21 protein-coding genes are annotated in these 22,796 nt (G+C 50.2%); 4 read left to right on the forward strand and 17 right to left on the reverse strand.

Annotation, left to right across the window (positions count from 1 at the left end; genetic code table 11):
- Window positions 1–209 precede the first annotated feature (209 nt).
- The 5 genes from KME12_14990 to KME12_15010 form a co-directional block, all read right to left on the reverse strand.
- Window positions 210–983: an ABC transporter ATP-binding protein gene (locus KME12_14990; GenBank protein MBW4489092.1), complete on the reverse strand. Its 774-nt coding sequence runs from the start codon at window positions 981–983 to the stop codon at window positions 210–212.
- Between the two features lie 177 nt (window positions 984–1,160).
- Window positions 1,161–2,420 (reverse strand): FtsX-like permease family protein, encoded by a 1,260-nt coding sequence (locus KME12_14995; GenBank protein ID MBW4489093.1) that lies wholly within the window; start codon window positions 2,418–2,420, stop codon window positions 1,161–1,163.
- Window positions 2,421–2,494: 74 nt separating this feature from the next.
- Window positions 2,495–4,405 (reverse strand): glutamine--fructose-6-phosphate transaminase (isomerizing), encoded by a 1,911-nt coding sequence (gene glmS / locus KME12_15000; GenBank protein MBW4489094.1) that lies wholly within the window; start codon window positions 4,403–4,405, stop codon window positions 2,495–2,497.
- A gap of 319 nt (window positions 4,406–4,724) precedes the next feature.
- Complete coding sequence (gene psaC / locus KME12_15005) at window positions 4,725–4,973, reverse strand: photosystem I iron-sulfur center protein PsaC (protein ID MBW4489095.1); 249 nt, start codon at window positions 4,971–4,973, stop codon at window positions 4,725–4,727.
- 304 nt (window positions 4,974–5,277) lie between these two features.
- Window positions 5,278–6,183, reverse strand: coding sequence for a CoB--CoM heterodisulfide reductase iron-sulfur subunit B family protein (locus KME12_15010; protein ID MBW4489096.1), 906 nt, complete (start codon window positions 6,181–6,183; stop codon window positions 5,278–5,280).
- Window positions 6,184–6,712: 529 nt separating this feature from the next.
- Between KME12_15010 and acpP the strand changes: the two genes are divergently transcribed.
- The 3 genes from acpP to tkt all read left to right on the forward strand — a co-directional run bounded on the left by acpP (window position 6,713) and on the right by tkt (window position 10,555).
- The gene (acpP, locus tag KME12_15015) at window positions 6,713–6,958 is read left to right on the forward strand and encodes an acyl carrier protein (GenBank protein MBW4489097.1); all 246 of its coding nucleotides are present in this window, start codon (window positions 6,713–6,715) and stop codon (window positions 6,956–6,958) included.
- A gap of 113 nt (window positions 6,959–7,071) precedes the next feature.
- On the forward strand, window positions 7,072–8,325 hold the full coding sequence (fabF, locus tag KME12_15020; GenBank protein ID MBW4489098.1) for a beta-ketoacyl-ACP synthase II: 1,254 nt from the start codon (window positions 7,072–7,074) through the stop codon (window positions 8,323–8,325).
- Between the two features lie 220 nt (window positions 8,326–8,545).
- Window positions 8,546–10,555, forward strand: coding sequence for a transketolase (gene tkt, locus KME12_15025; GenBank protein MBW4489099.1), 2,010 nt, complete (start codon window positions 8,546–8,548; stop codon window positions 10,553–10,555).
- Between the two features lie 110 nt (window positions 10,556–10,665).
- On the opposite strand, the gene KME12_15030 is transcribed toward tkt, so the two are convergent.
- The 9 genes from KME12_15030 to KME12_15070 form a co-directional block, all read right to left on the reverse strand.
- Complete coding sequence (locus KME12_15030; protein ID MBW4489100.1) at window positions 10,666–10,917, reverse strand: gas vesicle protein GvpG; 252 nt, start codon at window positions 10,915–10,917, stop codon at window positions 10,666–10,668.
- 11 nt (window positions 10,918–10,928) lie between these two features.
- Window positions 10,929–11,672 (reverse strand): GvpL/GvpF family gas vesicle protein, encoded by a 744-nt coding sequence (locus tag KME12_15035; protein ID MBW4489101.1) that lies wholly within the window; start codon window positions 11,670–11,672, stop codon window positions 10,929–10,931.
- 130 nt (window positions 11,673–11,802) lie between these two features.
- On the reverse strand, window positions 11,803–12,264 hold the full coding sequence (locus tag KME12_15040; protein MBW4489102.1) for a gas vesicle protein K: 462 nt from the start codon (window positions 12,262–12,264) through the stop codon (window positions 11,803–11,805).
- Between the two features lie 149 nt (window positions 12,265–12,413).
- A complete protein-coding gene (locus KME12_15045) occupies window positions 12,414–12,767 on the reverse strand; it encodes a gas vesicle protein (protein MBW4489103.1) in 354 nt (117 codons plus the stop codon).
- A gap of 30 nt (window positions 12,768–12,797) precedes the next feature.
- The gene (gvpN, locus tag KME12_15050; GenBank protein MBW4489104.1) at window positions 12,798–14,081 is read right to left on the reverse strand and encodes a gas vesicle protein GvpN; all 1,284 of its coding nucleotides are present in this window, start codon (window positions 14,079–14,081) and stop codon (window positions 12,798–12,800) included.
- Entirely contained in the window at window positions 14,078–15,199 is a 1,122-nt protein-coding gene (gvpC, locus tag KME12_15055; GenBank protein ID MBW4489105.1) for a gas vesicle protein GvpC, read from the reverse strand. Before gvpC ends, gvpN begins: the two co-directional genes overlap by 4 nt.
- Before the next feature lie 94 nt (window positions 15,200–15,293).
- Window positions 15,294–15,512: a gas vesicle structural protein GvpA gene (gene gvpA, locus KME12_15060; GenBank protein MBW4489106.1), complete on the reverse strand. Its 219-nt coding sequence runs from the start codon at window positions 15,510–15,512 to the stop codon at window positions 15,294–15,296.
- Between the two features lie 523 nt (window positions 15,513–16,035).
- Complete coding sequence (locus tag KME12_15065; GenBank protein MBW4489107.1) at window positions 16,036–16,299, reverse strand: hypothetical protein; 264 nt, start codon at window positions 16,297–16,299, stop codon at window positions 16,036–16,038.
- A gap of 44 nt (window positions 16,300–16,343) precedes the next feature.
- A complete protein-coding gene (locus KME12_15070) occupies window positions 16,344–18,173 on the reverse strand; it encodes an AAA family ATPase (GenBank protein MBW4489108.1) in 1,830 nt (609 codons plus the stop codon).
- A gap of 110 nt (window positions 18,174–18,283) precedes the next feature.
- Here KME12_15070 and KME12_15075 point away from each other — a divergent pair, with 110 nt between their 5' ends.
- Window positions 18,284–20,164 carry an ArsA family ATPase gene (locus tag KME12_15075; protein MBW4489109.1) on the forward strand — a complete coding sequence of 627 codons (1,881 nt, stop codon included), beginning with the start codon at window positions 18,284–18,286 and terminating at the stop codon, window positions 20,162–20,164.
- Between the two features lie 8 nt (window positions 20,165–20,172).
- Here the strand turns inward: KME12_15075 and KME12_15080 are convergent, their stop codons facing one another.
- From KME12_15080 to KME12_15090, 3 genes are all read right to left on the reverse strand, one after another.
- Complete coding sequence (locus KME12_15080; protein ID MBW4489110.1) at window positions 20,173–20,850, reverse strand: GvpL/GvpF family gas vesicle protein; 678 nt, start codon at window positions 20,848–20,850, stop codon at window positions 20,173–20,175.
- Between the two features lie 89 nt (window positions 20,851–20,939).
- Window positions 20,940–22,523: a hypothetical protein gene (locus KME12_15085; protein MBW4489111.1), complete on the reverse strand. Its 1,584-nt coding sequence runs from the start codon at window positions 22,521–22,523 to the stop codon at window positions 20,940–20,942.
- A gap of 20 nt (window positions 22,524–22,543) precedes the next feature.
- Window positions 22,544–22,789 carry an HNH endonuclease gene (locus KME12_15090; GenBank protein MBW4489112.1) on the reverse strand — a complete coding sequence of 82 codons (246 nt, stop codon included), beginning with the start codon at window positions 22,787–22,789 and terminating at the stop codon, window positions 22,544–22,546.
- Window positions 22,790–22,796: the final 7 nt, after the last annotated feature.

Here is a 22,796-nt window from a genome sequence, read left to right on the forward strand (position 1 = left end):
CAATTGGCATTTAACACACCAAGCCTCGCCTAATATAGAGGCTGACAGGAGTTATAACGAGGCCGATTTGCTCCTCCGTCAACCGGAGTGACAACAAGCAACAGGTTCTCGACAAACTGTATGGAATAAATCACGGGTAGGGGCGCAGCATTCTGTGCCCCTATCTAGTTTTAAGCCGTATGTAAAGTTGCATCAGCTGAAATGAGGGACTAAGCGGCGTATTGCTGATTAAGCATGCCGTCTTCCAGGTTCACCACTTGATCTGCTACATCCATGATGCGCGGGTCATGAGTCACCATCAGCACTGTACGACCGCCCTCTTTGGCAAGATTTCGCAGCAACTCAATCACCGCATGGCCGCTACGAGAGTCTAGAGCCGCAGTGGGTTCATCTGCCATAATCAGAGGTGGATCGCCTGCCAAAGCCCGCGCGATCGCCACTCGTTGTTGCTGCCCACCCGATAGCTCACGAGGTAGTAGCCTCACCTTGTCTTGCAGACCCACCTGTTCTAGTAAGTTTTGAGCCTGATGGCGGCGGTTATTGCGTCCCCGGAGACCTTTGACCTTGAGTGCCAATTCCACATTCTCAAGAGCAGTCAGGGCAGGAAACAGATTAAATCCTTGAAAAATAAAACCAATATTCTCCAAGCGGAACTGGGCCAGTTGGGTACGAGACATTTTCGTGATTTCTTGTCCCAACAGGTGAACACTGCCACGGCTAGGTGTTAAAATCCCCGCTAGGATAGAGAGCAGTGTGGTTTTTCCAGAGCCGGAAGGACCCATCAACAGGTAGATATCCCCTCTCTGAATATCCAGATCAATATCTTTGAGGGCGTAAAAGCGTTCAGCACCAGACTGGAAGACCATTTCCACCCCACGGGCAGTGATGGCATTCGTTTTAACATGGGTAGAGCCTAGTGCGGTAGAAGCAACCTGACTCTGAACCTGGGCATATTCAGGGATACGAATTTGAGAAGCAGTCATCCGCTTAGGTTTTTAATCAACATTGGTTAAATGAAAAGGAGTGCGAACTTTTGGCAGCGATGCATCGGTAGATTCAGATGCTTAGATGCCGAATCGAGATTTCATCGCTGTAAAGTCATACTATCTAGTGTATCCAGGTTCTTTAAGTTCTCCGTATTCCTATCGTGAAGTTTAAGGTTATGCCTTGAACACGATGGCAGGGTCAACTCGTGTCACTTTCTGAATGGCAAACAGTGCGGAGCTAACGCACATCACAATTGTGATGCCAAAAACTCCAAAGGCTGTCGCGGGTGTAATTAAAATCAGGATTCCTTGGGTTGCCGATGTCCACGTACTCACTCCAAAGCACAGGACTAAGCTAGGAAGGTAGCCTAAAACGGCCATCCATAAGGCTTGTTCAACAATCACGCTGTATATTACCCAATCTGACGCTCCCATCGCTTTGAGAGTTCCGAACTCTCGTAAGTGATCTGAGACAGAGGAGTAGAGAATTTGGCCCACAATCACGACCCCAACAATGATGCCAACGGCGGCTCCTAGACCAAGAACAAAGCCAATGCCAGTGCGTTTTTGCCAATAGTTACGGGTTTTTGCAGCCATTTCGGCTCGGGTATAGGCATGGGTATTTGGCAGTGTAGTTTCCAGCCGTTTTTTAAGAACTGCTAGATCCTGGTTGGGTTGAGCGCGAATCAAGATATAGGTGATGGGGTCGCCGAGGTTTAGGCGTCGGGGTGTCGTAGGAGAAGCATTGAGCGGGCCAGAGCCAGCAGGGGCGGTTTCATAGGTGTTGGTGCATTGCACTTCATCAGAGCCAGTCTGCGATCGGCATTGCAAGTTAGAACTAACGGGAGCATTCACATAGGCATTGGCATTTTCTAGGGAGGTAAATAGGAAGCTACTAGACACCATTGACTGGGTGCCACGAGTGAGGCCAATGAGTCGAGCCGGAAGTGATCCGATCGCGCCTTGAGCATTCGGGGCTTTCAGATTCAGAGAGTCTGCATTGGTTTCATCCACCATGACCGAAAAAGGCTGTTTGAGGGCGCTGAGGTTGCCTTGGGTGATGTTTTGCGGCGCAAACAACTGTCCCTGGGGATCAAATCCGACGACTCGCACTGGAGCAATCTCGTCTTGAGAGTTGCGCCAAAGAGCTGGTCTAAAGATCAAGGCTTCCGCTCGCCCTACCCCGGTTACTTGCTGCGCGACCCTCAGCTGATCGACGGCAAGAGGCAACGTTAGCTCAACCTGCACCATATCTTTGGAAGCAACCCAAAGATCAGCCTGGGACTGGTCAATTAAGAGGGTGGTAGAACGAGTAAACCCTCTGAGAATCCCAGTTTGAATGGTGACTAGGCTGACCGCAAACATGATGCCAGCTTGCGCGACCAGGAATCGAGGAATATCCTCAAACAAATTTTTGCGGGCGATGGAAGCCATGAAGGGGAGTAACAATTGAGTGCCTTATTATCAGCCTAAGAGATGGCAAGGCAAACTTCTGCCAAACAAACCACTTACTCGACCGTCACAGATTTGGCGAGGTTTCTCGGCTGGTCTACGTCTAAGCCACGACGGGCCGCGATGTGATAGGCCAGCAACTGTAGCGGAATCACGGCCAAAATGGGCGAGAGTAACTCTTCCACAACTGGCACAGGCAATAAGTCATCGAAGATCTCGGCAGATTCGCTGGCCTCTAAAGGAGTTACCCCAATCAGACGGGCATCTCTGGCTTTGGCTTCTTGAGCGTTGGAGAGCACTTTTTCGTAAACCAAACCGGGTGTGGCGATCGCAACGACAGGCACCTTAGCATCTAGTAGCGCGATCGGCCCGTGCTTCATTTCCCCCGCAGGATAACCTTCGGCATGGATGTAGCTGATTTCTTTGAGTTTCAAGGCTCCCTCTAGGGCGATCGGGAAGTTGATCCCTCGCCCTAAGAAAATAAAGTCCTGAGTTTCTGCGAAGTCGTGAGCGAGTTCTTCGATATAGCGCTCTTGGCTTTCCAGAATTAGCTCGATTTGTGCTGGAAGCTGCCGTAGCCCTAGCAAGATTTTTTCTAAACGAGCGGCTGATAGCGTTTGTTGGTGGTAAGCCAAATCTAAAGCTAGGGCATAGAACGCCATCAACTGCGCCACAAAAGTTTTAGTCGCAGCCACTCCAATCTCGATCCCTGCGTGGGTATCAATCACTTGAGGCACCATATGACCTAAGGAGCTTTCGGGACGGTTGGTGATCCCTAGCAAGCGTGCCTCAAACCGGGGGGATTGCCCAGTACGACGCTGCTTTTCCATCTCCAGTGCGGCTAGTGTATCTGCGGTTTCACCGGACTGAGTTACGCCAATGGTGAGCGTGTTGGGGGTCAGAGGCGAAGGAGCATAGCGAAACTCGGAGGCATACTGCACCATCGTTGGGATGCCAGCCAACTGCTCAATGAGGTACTTGCCTACTAAACTGGCGTGCCAACTGGTGCCACAAGCGACAATTTGCACCTGTTTCAAATCGCTGTACAACTCAGGTGACAAGTTGAGTTTGATCGGTGAGGTAGAAGATTCAGTCCCCCAACTGCTGTCTAAATAAGCTTCTAGGCAAGCCCGCACTACCCCAGGCTGCTCGTAGATTTCCTTGAGCATGAAGTGTTTGAAACCTTGCTTCTCCACCATGACTGGGTTCCAGTTGAGGGTACGGGGAGTTTTTCGCAAGCGATCGCCCGCAAAGCTATAGACTTCCACACCCAAGGGAGTTAGACGAGCCAGTTCGCCATTTTCCAAGGTTAAGACGGCGCGGGTATGGGGCACTAAAGCGGGGGTATCGGAAGCGCAGAAGAATTCCCCTTGACCGAAACCGATCGATAACGGCGCTTGCTGTCGCGCCACAATCAGTTCGTCCGGGAAGTCAGCGCTAATTACCGCGATCGCAAAGGCTCCTTGTAATTGGTTGACCGCTTGGCGCACCGCTTCTAGTAAAGGTGAGTGTTGGGCCAAGGTCGGCATCGAACTAAGATCAGCCTTTAATTTTTCTAGCAGTTCAGCAATCAGATGCGGGATTACTTCCGTATCAGTGTCAGAGCGGAAGGTGTGGCCTCTAGCAATTAATCCTTCTCGCAATTCTCGATAATTCTCGATAATGCCGTTCTGTACCACAGCCAAACGGCGGGCTGTGTCCATGTGGGGGTGGGCATTATATTCTTCTGGTTTGCCGTGAGTCGCCCAACGAGTGTGACCGATGCCAAGCTGAGCTGGGTTCTCAATGCCTTCTAGTTTTTCTTGGAGATTGTGCAGCTTGCCCTTGGCGCGGACGCAGTGGATCTCGCCTTCCAAAACGGTTGCGATCCCCGCAGAATCGTAGCCGCGATACTCCAGTTTCTGTAACCCTGCCAACAAAATGTCACTTGCTGCTTGGGTACCGATATAGCCAACAATTCCGCACATTTAACCCACAACTCCTGCCAAGCGATTACGGTTTAGGTGCCATCTGCCTTTCAGCGTCTTGGCTGTAGTGCGATCGCGCGATCGCCTTTTGAAGCAGATAAAACGCGAATATAACAGTCTTTAACGATCAACAGTGATTCATCAAGTACGGAAACCAGAAAGTGATCTACGCCTTAGTTGCGTGGCAAACGGGATAGATAGCTGCCCTAGGCACGTGAAATTACCAAAAAAATAGGGAGGTGTTTAGCCTCCCCGATTTTTTGAACCCAAGTATATCGATAAACGCAGGATAAAAAAATGATGCGTTTAATGTCAGTTTCTAGTAAGCCAAACCCATACTCCGGGTTGTTTCAGCATTGGATAGGTAAACCCGAATGCTGAGGAAGTCAGTCGGACAAGCAGTTTCGCACCGCTTGCAACCGACACAGTCCTCGGTACGAGGAGACGAGGCAATTTGACCTGCCTTGCAACCGTCCCAGGGAACCATCTCTAGAACGTCTGTAGGGCAAGCCCGGACGCATTGAGTACACCCAATGCAGGTGTCATAAATTTTGACAGAATGAGACATTGAATAAAGACTCCAAACTAGGTGTTCAATGCCTTGCAACATCTGCAGCAAAGCAGACTAGCAAGTCTTAGAACTAAGACTCTAGAATCAACGCCAAGTTTACCGCAGTGCCAGAGATCGCTTCTGAGAAAGGTGGCAAAAATTTAAAGAATTTAATACAGACCGCAATAGTGGCTAGCTTTTTTGATAAAGCCTAGCGAAACTTGCCCTTGTCATTGTCTAGCCAGCTATTTTTGGCTTAGTAATGCCAGTTTTTGTAAACTGATCGTTACAAAACGTAGGAAACAAGCTGGAGATTTTTGACCTATACACCGAGCTTTTCCAAAACTGAGCGAGTAGAAACGATGTGATGGCTTAATCCCAACTTTTCTGGGGTAATTCCTAAAGCTAGAGCCACGAGTTGAGGTAGGTGTAAAACTGGCAAGCCCAGTTTTTGACCGATGACTTGCTCTACTTCGGGTTGGCGAGAATCCAGATTGAGGTGGCACAGGGGGCAAGGGGTGACCAAACAATCGGCCCCAGCCGCGATCGCCTCCTGAATATGATTGCCTGCCATTTGAAACGCCTGATTGGTAGCGTAACTAGAGAGCGGCCAGCCACAGCATTGAGTGCGTCCCCGATAGTAAATCGGTGTAGCCCCAATCGCCCGAAACACGTTCTCCATCGATTCTGGTTGGAAGGGGTCATCAAACGGAATGGAGGTTTGGGCGCGGAGTAGGTAGCAGCCATAAAATGCAGCGCAATTCAGCCCAGCCAGCTTACGGGTTACTTTGGCTTGCAGCGCCTCTAAGCCGTAGTCGCCCACCAACGCCCACAGCAAATGCTTCACCTCAGTACTGCCCTTGTAGGGTGAGCAGCCTTCTTGCTTCAATAAGCCATTGATTTGATCAATATAGTCAGGATTGGTCTGTTGAGATTTTTTTAACCGTTCATCCACATGACCGATTACTCCTTGGCAAGTGCTGCAATGAGTAAGTAGGGGTAAATTTAATTCTTCTGCTAGGGCAATATTACGAGCATTGACGCTGTCTTCTAAGAGAGCGGACTCTTCCTTAAACGTACCGGAGCCGCAACAGGAAGCTTTTTTTAGTTCGACTAGCTCAATGCCTAAGGCTGTAGTTAGGGCTGCGGTTGAGAGATAAAGTTCCCGGCAGGCTCCTTGAGCCACACAGCCAGGGAAATAAGCGTACTTCAAAGACGGAGATGGCATAGCTAAGCATGACTGAATAAACGTTCAGCTCCAGCAAAATTTGATCTAGGTTCAACTTGCTAAAGAACGTGAACCGCACTGTACGCCCTCATCCCCTAACCCCTTCTCCCAATTCTGAGAGAAGGGGAACCGGACTCTTACTCCCCTCTCCCAACTTTGGGAGAGGGGTCGGGGGTGAGGGCCGCAAAGTGGATAAATTCACTGTCTTTCGAGCCTACCTAGTTGAGGAGCTAACTCGTGACTGACCCCTCTATCATCGCTTTTTCAACTCAGGACTGTGGCGATCGCAGTTAACTTTTCGTTGAGTTTTAGCTCGCAATGTGTCAGTTAGGGAAAGCGCCTATCCAACGCGATCGCCGTCACGCTTTCAGATAAGATAAGAAATGCTTAGAGCTGATGTCTGTCTGGGATCAAATCTCAGCGAATTCATCTGTAATTTGGCAGCCCTTCTAGAGTAAGTTTTTCTAGAGCGCACCGACAAAGGCTCAAAACACTGAGTAAGTCCTAAAATAAGAAGCTAGGGGTTGTCATGAATCAGGAAGAAATTTTTGCTAAAGTTCAAAAAATTGTTTCCGAGCAATTAGGGGTTGAAGCGAGTGAAGTTAAGCCAGCAGCTAGCTTTGCTAACGATCTCGGTGCTGACTCTCTCGACACTGTAGAACTCGTAATGGCTTTAGAAGAAGAATTCGACATCGAAATTCCTGATGAAGCGGCAGAAGAAATTGCCACTGTGCAAAATGCCGTTGATTACATCAGCAACAAAGCAGCAGCTTAGACTCTATCTAAACGATTGGCAACTGGACACCGTACCGAGTCTGGGGGTGGGAAGATGTCAACTCAAAACCTGTATTCTGCGTTCTGGGCTAGAAAGCCCTTGAATTTTACATCATGACAAATTCTGACCGTAAGCGCGTTGTTGTAACGGGTCTCGGCGCGGTTACACCCATTGGCAACACCTTGTCAGAGTATTGGGAAGGGTTGGTGAGTGGACGCAATGGAATTGGCCCAATCACTCTGTTTGATGCATCTCGGCACGACTGCCGAATTGCTGGAGAAGTTAAAGCATTTGATCCCTTCCAGTACCTAGACCGTAAGGATGCGAAGCGGATGGATCGGTTTGCTCAGTTTGCTGTGGCAGCGAGTAAACAAGCGATCGCTGATGCTCAATTTGTCATCAACGACCTGAACGCAGAACAGGTGGGTGTGATCATCGGTTCCGGGGTCGGTGGCATTAAGGTTCTGGAAGACCAGCAGGAAGTTTATCTGACCAAAGGCCCAGATCGCTGTAGCCCCTTCATGGTGCCAATGATGATTGCCAATATGGCAGCGGGTCTGACCGCAATTCATATTGGCGCAAAAGGTCCGAACTCTTGCCCGGTGACTGCCTGTGCCTCTGGTTCCAATGGGATCGGGGATGCTTTCCGTTTGATTCAAGGCGGCTATGCCCAAGCCATGATCTGCGGTGGGGCAGAGGCTGCAATTACTCCCCTCTCGGTAGCAGGTTTCGCCTCCGCTCGGACGCTATCCACTCGGAATGATGACCCCGCTCATGCCAGCCGTCCTTTTGATCGCGATCGCAACGGTTTTGTCATGGGTGAAGGGGCAGGCATTCTGTTGCTAGAGGAATTAGAGCATGCCCTCAGTCGGGGAGCACGCATCTACGCCGAGATGATTGGCTATGGCATGACCTGTGATGCCTACCACATGACTTCCCCTGTTCCCGGTGGCGAAGGTGCGGCACGAGCGATTCAACTAGCCATGAAAGATGCTGGGATTACGCCAGAGCAGGTGAGTTACATCAATGCTCATGGCACTAGCACCCCAATGAACGACCCTAATGAGACAGCAGCAATTAAGACGGCTTTGGGTGAACATGCTTACAAAGTGGCAGTTAGCTCTACCAAGTCGATGACGGGACACTTACTGGGTGGTTCGGGTGGTATTGAAGGCGTGGCTACCGCTCTGGCTGTAGCTCACGACCAACTGCCGGCAACCATTAACTTAGAAAATCCCGATCCCGCTTGTGACCTAGACTATGTGCCAAATCACAGCCGATCCCATAAAGTTGATGTAGCTTTATCCAACTCCTTTGGGTTTGGTGGTCACAACGTTACGGTAGCATTTAGAAAGTACGTTGGCTGAGCTTGTAAAATTTAACCCAGTCTTTGGGATCGCAGGGAAACTCAGGTCTATCAGGGCTATAAATACCTGGGCTTCCCTGTTAGGAGTTATTACCTGTTCGTTGCTATTATCAGCTACCATAATTGGTAATTGATAGGTATATAAGCTTAGGGTGACCCGGAGCAACGTCACGATCGCTCACCCAGTCCAGTGCTAACCGTAGTTCAATACCAAGAGATTTATGGCTGTCGCAATCCAACAATCACTCGACGAGCTTTGTATTAATTCCATCCGCTTTCTGGCGATTGACGCTGTAGAAAAGGCAAAATCTGGTCACCCAGGGTTGCCGATGGGCGCTGCTCCGATGGCATATGTGCTTTGGGATCGCTTTATGCGGTGCAATCCCAAAAATCCTTTCTGGTTCAATCGGGATCGCTTCGTGTTGTCGGCAGGTCACGGTTCCATGCTGCAATACGCCTTGCTCTACTTGGCTGGGTACGACAGCGTCACGATGGATGACATCAAGCAATTCCGCCAGTTGGACTCCAAGACGCCAGGTCACCCCGAAAACTTCATGACGCCTGGCGTTGAAGTCACCACGGGTCCTCTAGGTCAGGGGATTTGTAACGGTGTGGGCTTAGCAATGGCAGAAGCACACCTCGCAGGCAAGTTCAACAAGCCTGATGCCAAACTGGTTGACCACTACACCTACGTCATTCTGGGCGATGGCTGCAACATGGAAGGGGTGTCTGGGGAAGCTTGCTCTTTGGCAGGTCACTTGGGCCTCGGCAAGTTGATTGCCCTCTACGACGACAACCATATCTCGATCGACGGTTCTACGGACGTTTCCTTTACTGAAGATGTCTCGAAGCGCTTTGAGGCTTACGGTTGGCATGTTCTACACGTAGCAGATGGCAACCATGACCTCGATGGCATTGCTAAAGCGATTGAAGCAGCGAAGCAAGTCACCGATAAGCCTTCCTTCATCAAAGTCACCACCACCATCGGTTATGGCTCTCCCAACAAAGCTAACACTGCTGGGGTTCACGGGGCGGCACTGGGCGGCGATGAAATCAAGCTGACTCGCGAGAAGTTGGGTTGGAACTACGAACCCTTTGAAGTGCCTCAAGATGCGCTAAACCACTGGCGCAAAGCAGTTGAGCGGGGTGCTCAGCTAGAAGATGAGTGGAATCAAGTTTTGGCTCAATACAGAACCAAGTACGCTGGCGAAGCGGCAGAATTTGAGCGCTTTGTCAGCAACAAGCTGCCCGACGGTTGGGAGAAGTCTCTACCTGTCTATACCCCCGAAGACAAAGCGATCGCGACTCGCCAAACTTCTGAGAAGACCCTGAATGCGATCGCCCCTGCTGTGCCTGAGTTGATCGGCGGTTCTGCTGACCTCACCCACTCCAACCTCACCTATATCAAGGTGTCTGGTGACTTCCAGAAAGGCGCTTACGAAAACCGTAACCTCCGCTTTGGGGTCCGTGAGCATGGCATGGGTGCAATCTGTAACGGGATTGCTCTGCACAACTCTGGTTTGATTCCTTACTGCGCCACCTTCTTGGTCTTCGCAGACTACATGCGGGCGGCAATCCGTCTCTCTGCTTTGTCTCAAGCGGGTGTCATCTATGTCATGACCCACGACTCGATCGCCTTGGGTGAAGACGGTCCTACCCACCAACCCATTGAAACGATCGCATCTCTACGGGCGATTCCTAACTTGCTAGTCATGCGCCCAGCAGATGGTAACGAAACCTCTGGCGCTTACAAAGTTGCGGTAGAAGAGCGCAAGCGTCCAACTCTGATGGCTTTGTCACGCCAAGCACTGCCCCAACTAAATGGTTCTTCAATTGAAGCCGTGGCTAAGGGTGCATACATCTTGTCTGACAGCGAAGGTACCCCTGACCTGATCTTGATGGCTACCGGTAGTGAAGTGCAACTTTGCGTCAAGGCGGCTGATCAACTCCGCGCAGAAGGCAAGAACGTCCGCGTGGTTTCTATGCCTTGCTGGGAACTGTTTGATGAGCAAGATGCAGCATATCGTGAGTCAGTGCTTCCCAAAGCCGTGACCAAGCGTTTGGCAGTAGAAGCAGCCTCCAGCTTTGGTTGGTGCCGCTACATCGGTACCGAAGGCGACATGATCAGCGTTGAGCGCTTTGGTGTGTCGGCTCCCGGTAACGTAGCACTGGAAAAGTTTGGTTACACCGTAGACAACGTAGTCACCAGAGCGAAAGCGCTGTTGGGTTAACTACCTAAGCCATACGCTCCATAAACTGAACTTGTTGGCCCCTTAGAAATAAGGGGTCATTTTTCTGTCAACTCCAAGAGATTATATGAAGCTGTAGTAGCGTGTTTAGCTCAATCTGCTTGAGCCGCTTTTGCTTCGTCTTCTAGCGCTTGGATGGCTAGTAGCAACTCTTCTTCTTGCACTTCAAAGTCTGCTTCAGACACGTCGCCCATATCAAACGCTAATTGCAGAGCCAGTAACCGCTTACTGAGATTCTCTTTATCGTCCCACTCAGCATTCACCCGTTCTTGAATTTGTGAACCTAGCCAGGTTATGCCTGCCAGGGGACCAGTAATGGGTGCTAATAGTAAGTCAAAAAACATAGCAAGTTAGCCTAATTTGATGAGTCAAGTTGAGCGAAGTTGTAGGGAGCGGTGAAGTTGTTGTAGCGAATCCGCAAACGGCCCTCAAATTGCAAATCCAAGGCTTCTACTTTTTCACTAAATGTGGGCTCGTCATCCCAAGCGATCAGATAAGCCGCGTTGTAGATCATGGCTTCTGTCAGCGGATCATTTTCTGATGTGGTGTTTGCGAGAGGATCTAAGGTGGCTCGAAATACTTGAATGATGCTTTGCTTGCGAGCTTCTACTGCTTGTTCGATCGCCTGACCAATCCGAATTACCTCATCCATGCTGAGAGATTTACCCTCTAAGCGATCGCGCTCGGTGCGTAGCTGCTCATCTTGAGCTAACAGGGCTTGTACCTCAGCCTCAGCGTCCCAAAATATTTTTACGCCAACTTCTCTTCTGCCATCTAGTTTATGAAAGAGCTGTTCTAATTTGGGTCCCTGAGTTGCAGTGAGTTGTTCTGTGACGGTGCGCCAATCCTCCACAATTAGACCAAACTGTAGGGGTAACAGGGTTCGGTGGCCTGCATGCATGGCTTGTTCTAGCACCTTCTCATGGTCTAGCAAGTTGCGACGACTGGCTAAATAACGTTCTTGCTGGGCTTCAGAATAGAGAAATGTAAACCCATCTAGAACATGGGTATGAACAGGTTGTTTATCTAAACCCTGAGTTTCTAGATGTTGGGGGCCAGGGGTAGGGAAGATGCCATACAAATACAATCCGGTTCCCATCGACTTTTCTTTTCCTACTGCAATGTTTGAGTACTGAGTGAAATTAATTGCGTTTTTTATATAGCAATCCTTTTTGATTCTTGAACGGGTGTGGGGGCTGCGCCCCTTGTTCACAAACCAGTTGCGATCGCTATAGGGGTTGCGAAGTCAAAACTAGCTTCAGTTTTGCTTGGATTAAATTGAGTTGAGCTAGTCCCAAATCCACGCTGCCTTCGACTACTACACCCGTATTTAACAGGCGATCCAATAACTCCAAAATGGAGGGATTCGTGGAAGTTTCACCGGGGTAGTAACCTCCAGCTTTAGGCAGCAGATTGCCAATTTCTCCTAAGTCAATATTTAAGTCTGCGGGATCGACTTCAAAGATTTCGCAGAGATGCACGACTTGTTCTTCTAACTTACGGAGGCTAGTAGCAGCTCGGTCTAAATCTTCGTCACTTAAGCGTCCTGCTTCCATCCGCCGAATCACCTGCGCTTCCATCAGTTGTCGCACTAACTCAACCACAGTCAGCAGTAATGGTGCTAAACCAGAATCTTTACTCGATCGCTGAGGTTCTAGTAATACGGGGGGTGGGGGGTCTGATAATGGCATGGCTTGACCCTAGGGCTACGAGTTCAGTATGCCCAGCGCGATCGCCATCCTCCCATTTCACCGTTATCCATAAAACCCTTGCCCACAAAAAAGTGGGCATAAAGCCCACTCGGAGAGGGAGAGTCTATGGCAAAGCGAAAGCTATATTTCTAAGCAGGAGCTGTGGGTAAGGAGGCGGGAGCGGTGCGTAAGGCTCGCAATTCTGTTTCTAGACCCTCAATCCGCTGGAGGAGCTGTTGATTGGCCTCCATCAAGCTGTGGGTTTGGCTACTGAGATGAGGATCACTTTCCCACCAGTTGATGCCAATTTCCTTCGCCTTATCTACCGAGGAAATCAGCAAGCGAATCCGAATGCTCAGCAGTTCGGTGGAGCCAACTGAGACGGAGATATCTCCCGCGATCACAATGCCTTTATCTAAAACTCGTTCTAGAACATCGGCTAAGGTTGAGCCTTGAGTAGCGGTGGCGATCGCACCACGGTTAGAACTGCTAGGGGCGGGCATTTGGGGGAAAGTAGTCACAGTGGGGCATCCTTAGGAAGTGACGTAGAGGCGATTGTGGCGTTGAGCTAGGATTCCCTTTTGAGCTAGGGAACGTAACGCATTCACTGCCTGAAATCGATTCATGCTTAAAGCTGCTTCAATTTCTGAGACTCGTGCTCCCTCAGCCTGACGCAGATAGGTATATACTTCTGCCTCATCTAGCCCTAGTTGGTCTTGGTCGTTAATTTCGGTTGCGGCAATTTCGGCGATCGCTGTGGCAACAGGCTCAGCCGCCGCTTGAGGTTCAGCCACCTTCTCCACAATCTTTTCGGCGACCTTAATAGTGGCTGGCTCGGCTACAACTGAGGTGGTTGTGATAGTCACGGTGCGATCGGCATACTCTGCTCGGGGTGGTGCAGTTGTAGGTGTGGGTGCGATCGCCTTAGGTTCGCGGCAAACGAGTTCGTTTAGGAGTTCCCAAAGCAGGGTAGTAGATTCCTGGAGGGGCAAGCTAGTGCGGGAGAGCAACACATCCATGCAAATATCGCGAAAGTCAGCATCTTCCGCCATGACAGGAATATTATGCTCTTGGCAAACTTTGGCGATCGTGATGCCAGAGCGTAAACCAGAAGATTTCTCAGCCCCTGATTTGAGCCGAAAGGCTTTGACTAACTGAGTGATTAAAATGGCACTTTCGCGCTCGATCTCGGTTTTCTGCACCAAAATCTCTTGCTGAGTCAGCTCATCTGGCTCTGGCATGTTGATCGTGACCAGACGATCCATCAAGGCATCTTGGGTGGAATGCACCCCACAGTATTCTTCTGGATTGGAGGTGAAGATGGCCCGGAACTGAGGATTGACTCGCACATATTCGGGACGATTGCCGCTGGGTGGCAAAGCCAAAATCTTTTCTTCTAAGGCGGAAAGTAAAACGTTGTTGACTTCGGGACGAGAGCGGTTGAACTCGTCGTAGACCAAGGTGAAGCCTTCGCGGCAAGCCAAAGTGAGGCGGGAATCTACCCAGTTTTGCTTGAGTTCATCCTCGACTTTAACCACGCTGTGAATGAAGTTATCTACTACTTTTTTGCGGGTATAACCCAATTGGTTACCAATTAGGTCTGAAGTTTTGAACTCATCATCCCCAAATACCAACATAATGGGCCGAGTCAAAAGATCAGCCAAGTGTAAAGCGAGGGTGGTTTTACCTGTGCCAGCAGGGCCGCGCAGATGTACTGAGAAACCAGATTGTAGGTAGCGCAAAGCTCTAGCAGCCACACGCTCAACGGAGGGAGTGCTGACAAATCGACGGGGGCGGGCTTGTAGAACGGTACTCACAGGTTAAATTCCTCTTGAGTGTAATAGACGCGATCGCGCTGCGTAATTAAACCTTTGGTGATTAAGGAGCGGAGCACATCAACGGCTTGAATGCGATTGATTGCTAAAGCGGTTTCCAGCTCTACCAGACGGGCTCCTTGGACTTGGTGTAGATAGTTGTAAACTTCTTTTTCGATTTCCACTGCCGCAGGTTGAATAGCGGAAATTGGAGCGCTAGTAGGCTCTGGATTTGACCTCTCCTCCATCCCCGTTCCCACGGGAGAGGGGTGCCGCAGGTGGGGCGAGGTTTGGTTGGAATAGATTGAATTTGATTGATGATTTACATCTAGATCTACGCCCCAAACAGAAGCTCGCAGATTGGTGCAATACTGCTGTAGCTCAGCGCGGAACGTGGCGAAGCGTTGGAATAGAGCTACGACATTGGCTTGGCGATCGCTTCTACTTTGGCTGAGCGTTTGTTGCAGTTGTTGGGCTCGATCTTCTCGTAGTAGCTCTAACTCCCACAAATAGCTCTGCACATCAGCACTGAGTTTCTCGACAAAGGTAGTGAGTTCTTTTGCTTGCTGGGTTCGCATTAGAACCCGTTCATGCTGATTAGTCGATAAAAGCGCTTGAGTTTCTTGTTGAAGCGTAGAAACTTGCGTTTGGATCTCTTGGCGCAGCAGGGTGACGCTGATATTTAGTTCGGAGTGGAATTGGCGTAGTTCTTGGGCTAACTGCTCAGCCATCAGCGATCGCTCAATTGCGGTCAGTGATAGGAACTCAGCCGTCTGCTGTTGGAGCTGCTGTACGAAAGTATCTAGTTGCTCAGCTAGCTCCTCGGCTTGGAGTTGACGCTCTAAGCGACTATAGGCTAAAAAATTCTGGGTTTCTTGTTGCAACACCTGGACTGATTGTTGCAATTGCAGGCGGAACAAATGTTGATTGGCTTGCCAAAGCTCGCTCTCCTCAGCCAAATCAGCGCGGAATGTAGCGAGGTTGTGGTGCAGCTGATCTGCTTTTACTTGGCGTTGCTGCCGCGTTACCGCTAAAGCCGCTTGGACTTGTTGCTGGCGCTGAGCTAGTTGCTGCTGACGCTGCCGCCGCTGTTCTTGCCATAAATGTCTCAGAGCAACCATCGCGAGTTTCCTTCTACAAGCCGAGAGATCAACTGAAGTACAAAGTGGGTGAAATCAAAGAATGGGGAGTCAGCAAGACCCCCCAAGCTAGCTACTAAGAAGCAGGAACAGCAGCCTGAGTGGTCAAACCCACTGCTTCGGCGTACTTTAGGTAGGTTTCAACCGAAGCAATGACTACCCGTGCTTCGATTGCCAATAGTTCAATTCCTACGAGAGAAACGCGAACCCAAGCATCAATTACAATGCCTTTGTCGAGGATGCGGTCAATTACTTCAGCCAAGCTAGAGGAGGAGTTTACTTTTTCAACAGCCATGATGATTTCCTAGGTGTATTAATTGATAATTTTCTGGGGCCTGAAACACCACAGCCTTCTCATAGCAAGGGTTTGGTGAGGCTGTGGGTACAAGGCTAGAATAAGTATTTAAGGTATTAAAAAGGCCAGCATAAACACGGAAAATCTGCCTCAGCAATTTTTGCTGTTGAGAGAACTACGGAGGACAGTACGTGAAGCCTAGAAAAGTTTTTGCAATGGGTTGATTCAGCGCCGCGATCGCTCTCTTGCAGGCAAATCAATCCATTTCAGTCTTTTAAGCCAGGTGATTTAACTCCACGAATACGTATTGATCCCTAGAGGAAAATATGAAGTTTGTCGTGTTTTTATTCATAGAAGTTGATAGTCAGTAGCAAATTACCGGAAAAGTCTTCACTTCTTCGGCGATCGATAAACAATTTCGTATTGAGTTTTTGAATTAACGATTAGCGATCGTTCTACATCAAAAATAGGCAGCTTCTTATCACTAAAATGCTGCCTGACATAACCCAGTTTCTGAGTAGCGTTATGCTTTCACTCGCTGCTCAAAATCTTCGCGAGTTTTTTCCAGCAGCGTCAAAGCTTCTTGATACACCTCTGGATGCTCTTGCTTTAACCACGCTAACAGCCGCGCCACTTGAATATTTTTTAGTTCCAAATCAGCTTGAAAAATGGCTGCTGTTGCCATGTGAGGTGCATATTCTGTTGGATGTCCCTGCATGATAAACGTAGCGGTTAGCAGCCTCAATGCCTGTCGCCGTACTGGATCGTCTGTTTGTCCTGAAAGCATAAGGGGAAAGGATGAAGGAGGAGAGATGAGGGATGAAGGAGGAGTTAGGAGGTTTGTCGTTGGGCTGCTAAAGCTTGATAGGCGGTAACGAAATCATCATTGCGAATGCGAACTTGGGTGGGATCTGCCAAACCTTGGGCTCGGTACTGTCGAATCGCTTCTAAAGCGGCTTGATTACTGAGTAAGGCTAAATCTGCACCATTCCAGCCTTCTGTTTGTGCAGCCCAAGTTGCTAGGTCTACGCCTTGTAGAGGTCGATCTTGGTTATGAACTTGCAGAATGGCGAGGCGACTGGCTTGATCGGGTAAATCTACTTTGAGTTGCAAATCTAAGCGTCCCGCTCGCAGGAGGGCAGGATCGAGAGCATCGGGGCGGTTGGTCGCTCCAATCAGCAAAACGTTGGGACAACCCTGTAAGCCGTCGAGTTCTGTTAACAGTTGACCGACGACGCGATCGCTCACCCCTGAGTCCCCATTGAAACGGCCTCGTGCTGGGGCTAATGTGTCAATCTCATCGACGAATACAACACAAGGAGCGGCTTGGCGAGCTTTGCCAAATAATTCCCGTACAGATTGCTCGGCAGCACCCACCCAACGGCTCAGCAATTCTGGGCCATTAACGGCGATGAAGTTGGCTCTGGCTTGAGAGGCCACAGCTTTAGCAAGTAGCGTTTTACCTGTGCCTGGGGGTCCCCAGAGCAGAATGCCGCGTGGCGCTTTGGCTCCTGTTTGTTGATAGAGTTCTGGGTAGAGAAGTGCGCCTTCTACCGATTCTTGCAATGTTTGCTTGAGGTCATCCAGGCCACCGATGTCATGCCAAGCCACATCCGGCGACTCAATCTCTACAGAGCGCAGAACGGCGGGTTTTACTTCTTTGATGGCTTGCAAAAAGTCTGGTTGGGTCAGGGTCATTTCTTCTGGCAGGGGTTCATCTAAAGAAGGAACTAAGCGGCGCAAGGCACTATAAGCAGCTTTTTGGCAAAGGGCTTTTAGGTCTGCACCGACTAAACCCACTGCCAAGTCAGCGATCGCGCTTAAATTAACCGACTCCTCCAAGGGCATGGACTGGGTGAGGATTTGCAAAATCTCTAATCTGCCATCGCGATCGGGCACCCGGAACTGGACTTCGCGATCGAAACGACCAGGACGACGCAACGCTGGGTCAAGATAATCAGGGCGGTTGGTGGCAGCGAGAACAATCACACCCTCGGTTTTGGCAAAGCCATCCATCAAACCCAACAGTTGGGCGACCAGACGCTTTTCGACTTCCCCTTCGACTTTGCTGCGATCGGGAGCGAGGCTATCAATTTCGTCAATAAACACCAGGCAAGGAGCTGATTTGGCGGCTTTTTCAAAAATGGCCCGCAACCGACTTTCAGCTTCTCCGTAGTATTTGCCCATCACCTCTGGGCCAACGATCGCAATGTAGTTAACTCCCAAATCTTCGGCTAAGGCGCGGGCAGTTAAAGTTTTACCCGTTCCTGGTGGCCCGACTAGCAACACGCCTTTCGTTGGTTCCAAGCCCAACCGTTGCAGCAACTCTGGACGCTTGAGGGGAATTTCTACCAGTTCTCGCAGTTCTTTTAAGACAGGTGCCAATCCACCCACAGTTTTCAGCGGTGGGGCTTTGGAGTCGTGGGTCGGTGGCGTTACGGTGACTTCGGGGGTTGAGGCTGGTGTTGTATCAGCACCGGGAGAAGTGACAGGCCCACGACGCACGCCCATACCTGAGGGGATGTTTCCTTGTCGGGGAATACTACTTAAACTGCGGGAGCGAAACTGAATATCTGTCTTGATTTCTCCCTGTTCTGCCTTTTCTTCCAGGGCTTTAGCGAGTTCCAGCAGTTGCTCAAACCCTTTGAATAAGTTGTCCATGCTTGTGCCGCCAGTGGGGTGATGCCTGTTGAGTGATGCCCGTTGAGTGATACCAGTAGAACGATCGGTTCTAGGCCCATTGATTCAGGTGTAACAATCTTTACGAGCCTATGCATCAGTATGATTCCCTGCAACTCGCTCTCTTTAGCGGCAAAGGGGGTGTCGGTAAAACTACCCTTTCCTGTAGCTTCGCTCGCCGCTGGGCTAGACAGTTTCCTGACCAACAAATTCTTTTAGTTTCTACTGATCCAGCTCACTCCTTAGGCGATGTGCTGCAAGTAGAAACCAGTAATGCGCCCCATGCCTTAGCGGATTTACCCAACTTACAAGTGCGATCGCTGGATGCGGCTGCCCTCCTCCAAGACTTTAAAACTCGGTACGGTCAAGTTTTGGAGCTTTTGGTAGAGCGGGGTAGTTTTGTCCAGGGAGAAGATTTATCTCCCGTTTGGAACTTAAGTTGGCCTGGGTTGGATGAATTGATGGGCATTCTGGAAATCCAACGCCTCTTGCGAGAGGGAGAAGCCGATCGCGTCGTGGTCGATATGGCACCCAGCGGCCACACTTTGAACTTGTTTAAGTTAATGGACTTCTTGGATGAGTTGCTGGCAGCTCTAGAACTGTTTCAAGAAAAACATCGAGTTTTGAGCCAAAGCTTTACCGGACGCTACACAGCCGATGATGCGGATGCTTTTCTCCACGAGATGAAGGCAGAGCTACTAACTGGGCGACAGCTTTTGCAAAACCCTGACTGCACAGCTTGTTTGGTAGTGGCGATCGCTGAACCAATGAGCTTTCTAGAAACTCAGCGATTTTTAGAGGCACTAAACCAACTGCAAATTCCCTGCGGTGGATTGCTGGTGAATCACATTCTCACACCACTTGAGGATGGCGATCGCTACAGTGAGCAGCAGGAGATGTTAGGCAAGTTCCAAACCCTCAGCACCCTCAGTACTGACAAGCCGATTTTTACGGTGCCCCAACAACTTGAGGAACCTGTAGGCTCAGCTGCTTTGGATCAAGTCGTGGCTCAGATCGCTCCTTTGGGAATCGTGGCTCTCCCTTCGCCCGTGGTGGTGCAATGGCCTACTAAGATTCTGCCGAGTTTCGAGGATTTTGTGGCCGTAGGTCGTCAGCTCTTACTCGTTGGAGGGAAAGGGGGAGTGGGTAAAACCACAGTCGCAGCCGCGATCGCTTGGGGTATGGCTCAAAAATATCCAGAGCGCAAAGTTCGGGTGATTTCCATCGATCCAGCTCACTCTTTGGGCGATGCTTTTGGGCAACCATTAGGACACCAACCGACGGCGTTAACCCACAACTTAACGGGGCAGGAAATTGATGCTGGACAAGTCTTAGAGCAGTTCCGAGAAGAGTACCTGTGGGAATTGGCGGAGATGATGAGTGGAGATAGCACCGAGGGCGATCGCTCGCTGAGCATTGCCTACGGCCCCGAAGCATGGCGACGGATTGCAGCTCAGGCTCTACCTGGAATTGATGAGATGTTGTCGCTGCTTACGGTAATCGATTTGCTGGAGCGACAGGAGCAAGATTTGATTATTTTGGATACCGCTCCTACCGGGCACTTGCTCCGCTTCTTAGAAATGCCTACAGCTCTCGGAGATTGGCTAGCCTGGATTTTTAAGCTGTGGATCAAGTATCAAGACGTGTTGGGTCGTACCGAATTTATGGGTCGTCTGCGATCGCTGCGGCAACGGGTGATGCAAGCGCAAAAACGGCTCCAAGACCCGAAATATACCGAGTTTATTTTGGTGTTACAAGCGCAATCTGCCATTGTGGCGGAGGGTCAGCGTTTAGCTCAGTCCTTAGCAGAGATGGGGGTGCCTCAACGCTACGTGGTGCACAATCGCTTTGAACCAGAACTTCCACTGCCTGCTGATGCCTTGCCTCAACACACCACCATTCATCTGCCAGTCTTGCCTCGCTCAGTTACTCCTCTCGCTCGGATTCAAGGTGCAGCGAAGTTATTGTTCTAAAGCCCAAGCTAAACAAAGTGATAAGGAGGGAGCGCTTCACTCAAAGTTAGCTCCCAGTGGGGACAGTGAATTTGCCAGGTTTGCAAGTGTTTGTACAGTTGGGATGATTCCTGGGCACTCACCAACAGATAAACTCGTTGGCTACCATCTTGAGCTTCACCCAAGACTGGACCCGGATAGATTTGGGCGATCGCTTGCACCAAGGTTTGCCACTCAGCCGTTTGTTGCTGTTGCTGCTCATACTGACTTTGGAAACGGCGTTTTTTGGCTAAAAAATATTCTCGCCCCTGAGCTTCTGTGGGCAAGGTTGCTTCGATTTCTAAGACTAAGGGGGTTAATTTCAGGGTGTATTCAGCTTTGCCACTCACCCGTGCTAACTTCTCTAGATACTCCTGGGTGTGGGTTTGCAGATGGGCTAGTAACCCTTCAGTAGACAAAAACCGAGTGCCAAACCGCAGCGGCAATAGAGCGGTGTGCTCAAACAATTCTCGAATTACGCGATCGTGTGTCAACACTGCTTGGACTAACTGAGCGTCATGATCTTGTAGCGTTTCAAAAGACAGCTCAGGTTCGACCAGGGCAGAGAGGCGATCGCAAGTGACTAGCTCCAAAGCACTCACAATTCCAGACGGCAGTTTGATGGCACTTGGGGGCGTATTGAGAAAAGCATAGGTGTACATCGGCATCTAGGCGAGCTTGAAGCAGCCAGGTTACTTCAGGCAGGACGCGGTGAACAAAGGCGGCATTTTCCTGCTTTAATATCCACTTTAAGCCCCTAAGTGACGGAATCTGGCATCAGCTCAAGACCAATTTTGAGTTGCAGGTGTCCAGTAGACCAATCATCACTCACCGGGGGTTGTAGGGCGATGGGAGTACCTTGAAGTAGCTGTTGTAAGAGCGGTGTGCTGGTCGCGATCGGCTCAAGTAGTTGGGCGAGGAATGTAGCTGCGGGTTGCAAGTTCCCACCTACGCCGGAACCACCCCGAATTAAGGTTTGAGCCACTAAAGCATTGTGCATGGCTTTGAGCGCTTGTCCAGTTGACAGATCGAATAGCCAGTTCAGGTGGGGAGAGCTGATCTCAAGCACAGCAAATAACCGGAGAGTCCCTGCCAGCCAAGGCTCATTGGGTTGCAGTACCTCCGCTGGTATGCCGCCTACCAAGTGCATAGTCTGATAAGCGCTGCTGGTAAGCTGCCAAAGCAACTGAGGGAGCCAGTTATCGACACAAACTTCTGGCTGAAGCGGCCCATCTGGTGCTAGCTCAGTAGCATTGGGTATCTCCTTCGCGATCGCCTCAGCCGTTGCTACAACGCTGGGTAGCAATACAGCAGAGAGATCAGTAGACGCTGAATCGGTTTCAGGTGTAGCAGTTGCGTGAGCGATCGCCACACTAAGGGGTTGTAGTTGAGTTTGGAAATAGGCTTGCGCGATTGTTGGCTCGGTTAGCTTAACTTTTAAGGCGGTCCCAAACGCTGATATTCCGTTGGGAGCGGTGAGATCCGTCAGGGTTGTTCCTGCGGTAAATTCAAACGCAAACTGCAACTGTAAGGTGCCCGCCTGCCAAGCTTGTCCGGGTTGGAGACAATCCACTGCGGTTGGGGTGGTAAACCATTGCATTTCTGGCGTCACGGTCTGCATTTGCTGGAGCAACTGCTGGGTAAAACGCTGTGCCCAAGTGGGTTGATTGCAGAAATTTTCGCCCTCAGTCTGAATCAGCGCTTGATGTGTCAGATTGTTGGTAGGCGGCTGATTGGTGGCTAAATCTAACGCCCATTCTGCTTGGGGCAACTTCAGCGTTAGCAGGGCTACGAGACGTAAAGCTCCTGTTTGCCAACCTTGCCCAGGCTGAAACACTTTTGCCTCTACGCCACAAAGCAAGCGCATTAAGTCGTAGGAGCTTTTGGCAATGTACCAAAGCCACTGCGGAATTAAGTCCTCAATCAAAAAATAGTCTGGTAGGGTCGCAGTTACAGCAGGTGCGACGAACCCAGAAGATGAACCTAAAGAGCTGGTTTGTAGCGCTTCCAAGACTTCGTAGGCTTCTTCTGTCACATAAGGAATTAAGTTTTCAACCGTTGGCTCCAAGTCGGCAGGCCAACCACTCTGGGGCGATCGCAACTTGGCTACAATTGCCACCAACCGCTGCATCGCTTCTACAACTGGCTGAGCTAAGACGAGTGGCTGCGAGTTGCCCTCAACGGCATTTGGCTCGCTCAACTGCAAAACCGTTTTGGCGATCGCGGCAAAGTCAAATTCTGGGTCAAACTCCTCTGTTTCAGCCACCAGCTCTCCTTCGAGGCACTCGATTGTTTCAGGAGCGAGCATCGGCACCACTAGAGAAGATTGAGGTTGGATCATGGCTGTCTCTGCTGGAGTGTCTAGAGGTTGAAGTGGCGCTGGAATCGCGGATCGAGAGTGTGCTGTTTCTGCTGATTGCAACGCAGACAGAGCGTTTGCAGGTTGCTAATGTCGTTAGAACCGCCTCGCGCCAGGGGAATAATGTGGTCGATACTGAGATGCACCTCTACTTGAGTCTGCCCACAGCTTCGGCATTGATAGCGATCGCGCTCAAACACATATTTCCTTACCTCTGGCGGAATCCGAATCCGAGGAGTTTTGCTCATGATGTTT

Source organism: Trichocoleus desertorum ATA4-8-CV12 (genome assembly GCA_019358975.1).
Taxonomy (GTDB): domain Bacteria; phylum Cyanobacteriota; class Cyanobacteriia; order FACHB-46; family FACHB-46; genus Trichocoleus; species Trichocoleus desertorum_A.